General features: G+C 74.0%; 6 protein-coding genes and 1 pseudogene. All 7 read right to left on the bottom strand.

All coding sequences use genetic code 11. The features are described 5' to 3' along the window. Window positions 1–234: hypothetical protein (locus tag VOI19_RS13865; protein WP_323793551.1), on the bottom strand; the 234-nt coding region annotated here is incomplete at its 3' end. Window positions 235–237: 3 nt separating this feature from the next. Beyond that, window positions 238–1,224 (bottom strand): transglycosylase SLT domain-containing protein, encoded by a 987-nt coding sequence (locus tag VOI19_RS13860; RefSeq protein ID WP_323793550.1) that lies wholly within the window; start codon window positions 1,222–1,224, stop codon window positions 238–240. Continuing rightward, window positions 1,221–1,718: a flagellar FliJ family protein gene (locus tag VOI19_RS13855; RefSeq protein ID WP_323793549.1), complete on the bottom strand. Its 498-nt coding sequence runs from the start codon at window positions 1,716–1,718 to the stop codon at window positions 1,221–1,223. The genes VOI19_RS13860 and VOI19_RS13855 overlap by 4 nt, the downstream gene beginning before the upstream one ends. Next, window positions 1,715–3,052, bottom strand: a complete 1,338-nt coding sequence (locus VOI19_RS13850; protein ID WP_323793548.1) for a FliI/YscN family ATPase — start codon at window positions 3,050–3,052, stop codon at window positions 1,715–1,717. The genes VOI19_RS13855 and VOI19_RS13850 overlap by 4 nt, the downstream gene beginning before the upstream one ends. After that, complete coding sequence (locus VOI19_RS13845) at window positions 3,049–3,747, bottom strand: FliH/SctL family protein (RefSeq protein WP_323793547.1); 699 nt, start codon at window positions 3,745–3,747, stop codon at window positions 3,049–3,051. Before VOI19_RS13845 ends, VOI19_RS13850 begins: the two co-directional genes overlap by 4 nt. After that, entirely contained in the window at window positions 3,731–4,744 is a 1,014-nt protein-coding gene (fliG, locus tag VOI19_RS13840; protein WP_323793546.1) for a flagellar motor switch protein FliG, read from the bottom strand. Before fliG ends, VOI19_RS13845 begins: the two co-directional genes overlap by 17 nt. A gap of 4 nt (window positions 4,745–4,748) precedes the next feature. Further along, a pseudogene (locus VOI19_RS13835) lies at window positions 4,749–5,144 on the bottom strand (flagellar M-ring protein FliF); the annotation flags it as partial.

Raw genomic sequence — 5,144 nt, 5'->3', positions numbered from 1 at the left:
GACGGCGAGCGGGGGCGCGACGACGAGTGCAGCCAGCGCACCGATCGACCCGGCGTCGGCGTCCGACCCCGGTTCTTCGGTCGGGTCCTCGGTGGGCGAGCCCGCGAGCAGCACCTGCACGAGCGCCGAGAAGACCGACGCCTCGCCACCGGACCCCACCGGCTGCCCCAGCGAGGTGGCGGATGCCGTGGTCCGCGAGAGTCCGGCCGGCGCAGGAAGTGGTGAGACGGTCATCGTTCAGCCCCGTCCGAGGTCGCTCATGATGGAGCGCACGTAGTTCTGGGTCTCCGGGTACGGCGGGACCCCGCCGTAGCGGAGCACGGCGCCCGGGCCGGCGTTGTAGCCGGCGAGGGCGAGATCGAGCTGGCCGAAGCGCTCGAGAAGGTCACGCAGCAGGCGGGCCGCGCCGTCCACGGCCTGCGTCGGGTCGAAGGGGTCGGTGACGCCGAGTCCGTCCGCGGTGCCGGGCATCAGCTGCATCAGGCCCTGGGCTCCGGCGGGGCTCACCGCGCGCGGGTCGTAGGCCGACTCCTGCTTGGCGACGGCGTCCAGCAGTGCGGGGTCGATCCCGTAGCGCTCTCCGGCGACGCGGAACAGGTCGCCGTACGGCGACTCGTTCAGCGGACTCGTGGCGGCGGAGCGTGCGCCGACGGCCCCCACCCCGGAGAGCGCGGGGGTCGCGCCGGCGTCGGGGAGGATGCGGCGGATGTAGTCGGGGGTGCTCGGCACGGGGACGAGACGGATGTCGAGCCCGGTGCGCGGAGCCTCGATCATCATGCCGTCGCCCACGTAGATCGCGATGTGGTCGGCCCCGACGTTGCGGCTCGAGCTGTCCCACGCCAGCAGGTCGCCGGGTCGGGCCTCGGCGAGCGAGCCGACCGGCGTGCCCGCCCGGGCCTGGTCGGAAGAGACGCGGGGGAGGTCGATGCCGAACTGCTCGTAGACGTGCTGCACGAGCCCGCTGCAGTCGAGCCCGCCCTCGCTGGGGTCGTCGCCGCCCCAGACGTAGGGCATGCCGAGGTAGCGCTCGGCCTCGTTCACGATCTGCTCGCCGGTGGTGCCGCCGACCGCGGTGGACGGCGCGGCCGCTGCGGCACTGGCCCGGCTCAGCGAGGCGGCGAACGCCGCCGCTGAGCCACCGGCCGACGCGACGCCCACGGGGGCGAGGGCCGAGAGCTGTGACTGGAGGTGGGCGATGCGCGACGTGGCCTCGGCGACGCTCATGACGCGATCTCCTCTGCCCCGACGGCGGCGACCGACGCCACCGACGCACGAAGCCAGAGCCGACCGGCGACGTCGTCGAGCTCGCGCTCCTCGTTGCGTCGCGCCTCGACGGCGCGCTCCTCGGCGCGGCGCTCGAGCAGTCCTTCGACGGCCCCGAGTCGCGCGTGGTCGGAGCGCCAGTAGGCCGCGGCATCGACGGCGACGAGCCGCGCGGCCGCCTCCTTGCGACGAGCCTCGGCCAGCGCCTCGCTGACACCGAGGTAGACCGCCCGGACGGCGACGAAGGCCCCGGAATCTCCCTCGGCCCGCCCGTCGATGCCGGCCAGCACGTCGGCGAGACGCTGCACCTCCTCGCCGGCGCGGTGCTCGTCGATGAGGGCCTGCTGGAGGCCGAGTCGGCTGTCGCGCTCGCGCACGGCCCGCACCCGGGCGACGGCGGCGAGGCCGGGGTCCTCGCGGGCCGCCTTCTCCGCGTTCGTGACCGAGGTGCTCACGGGGCCACCAGCTCGTGCAGCAGCGCCCACGTCGAGTCGAGGGGCGCCTGGTCGTCCATGGCCTGCCTGAGGAAGGCCTCGATCTGCGGCATCCGAGCCAGCGCCGCGTCGGCGTCGACGTCGGTGCCGCTCACGTAGGCGCCGATCTCGACGAGCTCGCGCACGTTGCGGTGGGCGGCGAGCATGCGACGCAGACGGACGGCGTCCGCGCGCTGCTCAGGGGTCGTCACAGCGCTGGTCACCCGCGAGATCGACTCGAGCACGTCGATGCTCGGGAAGTGGCCCGCGGTGGCGAGCCGACGGGTCAGCACGACGTGACCGTCGAGGATCGAGCGGGCCGTGTCGCCGATGGGGTCCTGGAGGTCGTCGCCCTCGACGAGGACGGTGTAGAGCCCGGTGATCGAGCCGTGCTCGGAGGTGCCGGCACGTTCCAGCAGCCGCGGCATCAGGGCGAACACGCTGGGCGGGTAGCCGCGGGTCGCGGGCGGCTCGCCGGCCGACAGGCCGATCTCGCGCTGCGCCATGGCAACCCGGGTCAGGCTGTCCATCATCAGCACGACGTGCTTGCCGGCGTCGCGGAACGACTCGGCGATCCGGGTGGCCACGAAGGCGGCGCGCAGCCGCACGACCGGAGGCTGGTCGGACGTCGCGACGACGACGACCGATCGGCTCAGGCCCTCGGGCCCGAGGTCGTGCTCGATGAACTCGCCGACCTCGCGGCCGCGCTCGCCGACCAGGGCGATCACCGAGACCTCGGCATCGGTGCCACGCGCGATCTGCGAGAGCAGGCTCGACTTGCCGACACCGGACCCGGCCATGATGCCGAGCCGCTGGCCGCGACCACACGGGACGAGCGAGTCCAGCGCGCGCACGCCGAGGCCGAGCGGACGGTCGATCCGGGGGCGCGACAGGGCGTCGGGGGCGGCGAGGTCGACGCCGACGACGCTCATGCCGGGCAGGTCCTCGAGCGGGGGACCGCCGTCGAGGGGGCGGCCGAGTCCGTCGAGCACCCGCCCGCGCAGGGCGTCGCCCACGGTGATGCTCAGTGGTCCTCCGGTGTGCTCGACCCGGGCACCGATCTCGATCCCGGACGTCGAGCCGAGCGGCAGGCAGGTCAGTCCGGAGGTGCGGCTCGCGACGACCTCTGCGAGCACCGGCGGTCGGGTCGGCTCGGGGGACGGGACGGCGAGCAGGTCACCCACCGCGCCGGGCAGGCCGACGACCCGCAGGTGCAGGCCGACCAGCTCGTCGACCCGACCGAAGTGGGCCGGACGGGCGGCGCGCAGTGCCGTGGCGCGCCGCTCGAGCAGGGTGCTGCCCAGGGAGGCGTTCATGCGAGGGCCTGACGCACCCGGTCGAGGGCAGCCTCGATCGACAGGTCCACGACCTGGGTCGGGGTCTCCACCAGGGCGTCCGCGGGGCCGAGGGTCGCGTCGGCGACGAGCGTCACCCCGGGGGCGAGCTCGGTGCCGGACACCGTGGCCGCGACGTCGGGGTGCAGGCGCACCGTCGCGGGCGCGCCACCGGGCAGCACGGCCAGGGCTCGGCGTACGACGTCGCCGGCGGGGTCTGCGCTCGAGCGCAGCTCGTGGCCGACGATGGCCTCGCTGAGCTCGCGTGCCAGGTGCAGGGCGTGGTCCTCGAGCTCGACCGCCTGACGGTAGGTGGCCTCCAGGAAGCCCGACGCCGCGGCGCGCAGCGCCTCGACCTCGGCGTGGCGCTCGGCCTCGCGTCGCCGGTCCTCGCGACCACGGGCGGCGTCGACCTCGACCGCTTCGGTGGCCGCAGCCTCCGCGGCGGCCCGCCGGCCCTCGGCCCAACCGGTCGCGTAGCCCTGGGCCCGGGCGGCCTGGCGAGTCGCCTCGGCGAGACCGGCGAGGGCCTGCTCGGTGACCGCGTCACCGAGCGCCGAACCGGTTCCGAACCGGGTCCAGGCACCGTCGCGCAGCTCAGGCGTGGGAAGCACGGTGGCCCCGGACGCGGCGACGCCTCGCAGCACGTGGCGCGAGACCTCAGTCGACGAACTCAACGTCGCCTCCTCGGCGGACCATGATCTCGCCGCGCTCCTCGAGCTGGCGGATCGTGCGGATGATGGACTGCTGGGCTTCCTCGACCTGCGTCAGGCGCACCGGGCCGAGCATCGCGATGTCGTCGACGAGGCCCTCCCCGGCACGGCTCGACAGGTTGGCGGTGACCTTGTCGCGCACGGCGTCGGGCACGCCCTTCAGGGCCAGCGCCAGCGCGCTCGTCTCGACCTGGCGCAGCACCTGCTGGATCGAGCGGTCGTCGAGGGTGACGATGTCCTCGAACATGAACATCCGGCTCTTCACCTCGTCGGCCAGGCCGGCGTCGAGGGCTGCGAGGCCCTCCACGATCTGGCGCTCGGTGGAGCGGTCGGAGCAGTTGATGATGCTGACCAGGGGGTCGAGGCCCCCGACGCGCGACATGTCGGACGGCTGGAGCATCGAGGAGAGCTTGCGCTCGAGGGTGGCCTCGACCTCGCGCACGATGTCGGGGGAGGTGCGGTCCATCACCGCGATGCGGTGGGCGACCTGCGCCTGCTGCTCGGGCGGCAGCCCGGAGAGGAGCAGGGAGGCCTTGTCCGGCGTCATGTGGGCGAGCACCAGGGCGATGACCTGCGGGTGCTCGTCGACGATGAACGACCGCAGCTGAGCGGGGTCGGCCTGGTGGAGGAAGCGGAAAGGCATCTGGACCGCGGCGGCATTGAGGCGGTCGATGATCTGAGCGGCGCGCTCGGAGCCGAGCGACTGCTCGAGCACCTGGTGCGCGAAGGCGAGCCCACCGCGACTGACGTGCTCGCGGGCGACCATGAGGTCGCGGAACTCGGTCATCACCGACTGCGACTCGGCCCCGGAGATGGACTCCAGTCGGGCGATCTCGGCGCTGATGGTCTCGACCTCGTTCTCGCTGAGGTGGGCCAGCACGCTGGCCGCGCGCACCTTGCCCATCTGCACGAGCAGGACGGCGGCCTTGCGGGCTCCGAGCCCGGTGAGGGTGCTGGTCATCGGCTCAGTTCCGTTCCGTCAGCCAGCCGCGGAGCAACGTGGCGACGTCCTCGGGCTGGCGCTCGATGAGGTCGCTCAGCTCGTTGCGCAGCGCCTGCTCCTCCGACTGCTCGCTCTCGTCCAGCGCGGCCAGGGCCGCGGCCGGCGCCGGCGCCAGGGCGGCGCGGGCGGTCGACTCCTGGCGCAGCTGCTCGACGACGTACGACGTCGCCTGCTCGCGGGCCCGGTCGCGTCGCCGGCCCTTGAACAACGCCAGGAGCAGCATCAGGGCGACTCCGACGCCGAGGCCGATCTTGCGGTAGAGGTCGGAGCTGGCCTCGGCCTGGGCGCTCGCCTCGGCGGCCGCCAGTGCCTCGGCAGCGGCGTTCTCGGAGGGAGGGGGCAATGTGTGGACGGGGCC

Source organism: Nocardioides sp., assembly GCF_034670285.1.
Taxonomy (GTDB): Bacteria; Actinomycetota; Actinomycetes; order Propionibacteriales; family Nocardioidaceae; genus Nocardioides.
This window is presented reverse-complemented; position numbering and strand designations above follow the sequence as displayed.